Source organism: Roseateles sp. P5_E1 (assembly GCF_054049335.1).
This window is the reverse complement of sequence record NZ_JBFUMN010000470.1, coordinates 1-524: the sequence shown is the minus strand read 5'-3', so window position 1 is coordinate 524 and position 524 is coordinate 1. Positions and strand designations below refer to the sequence as shown.

Below are 524 nucleotides of genomic sequence, written 5' to 3'. Positions count from 1 at the left end.
GCGCAGGGTCATGCGGTCGCTTTCACCGATGGCCTGGTACTTGGCCTCGTCGGCGGCGTCGTGCTGGTTGGTCGGCGGCAGCGTCCATACCCCGTTGGGGTAGTCCTTGGTATCGCGCGGGTTGGCGTTGATCTCGCTGCTGCCGGCCAGTTTGAAGCCGGCGGCCTCGGCCATCGCGATCACCTCCTTCTGGCCCACATACCCGGTCTTGTCATCGGCGGGCACGTCGGCCTTGGCGCGGTGCTCGACCACGCCGAGCACGCCGCCGGGCTTGAGCACGCTGTAGAAGCCCTTGAACATGCCTTCGGCCTGGTTGGCGCTGCGCCAGTTGTGCACGTTGCGGAAGGTCAGCACCACGTCGGCGGAATTGGCCGCACCGAACACCGGCGCGGTCGGGTTGTAGGCAACCAGCGTGGCCTTGTCGTACACCGCCGCGTTGCCGGCGAACTTTTTCTCCAGTCCCTCGCGGCTGCGCTGCTGGTAATCGCGGCCACGGCCCTCGGGCACGGCCATCGGATCAACCA

Annotated in this window: 1 protein-coding gene; it reads right to left on the bottom strand. The window is 67.2% G+C overall.

Annotation, left to right across the window (positions count from 1 at the left end; translation table 11 throughout):
* The coding region (locus tag ACXJKJ_RS32145; protein ID WP_457395806.1) for a class I SAM-dependent methyltransferase at positions 1–513 on the bottom strand (513 nt) is incomplete at its 3' end.
* Positions 514–524 lie beyond the last annotated feature (11 nt).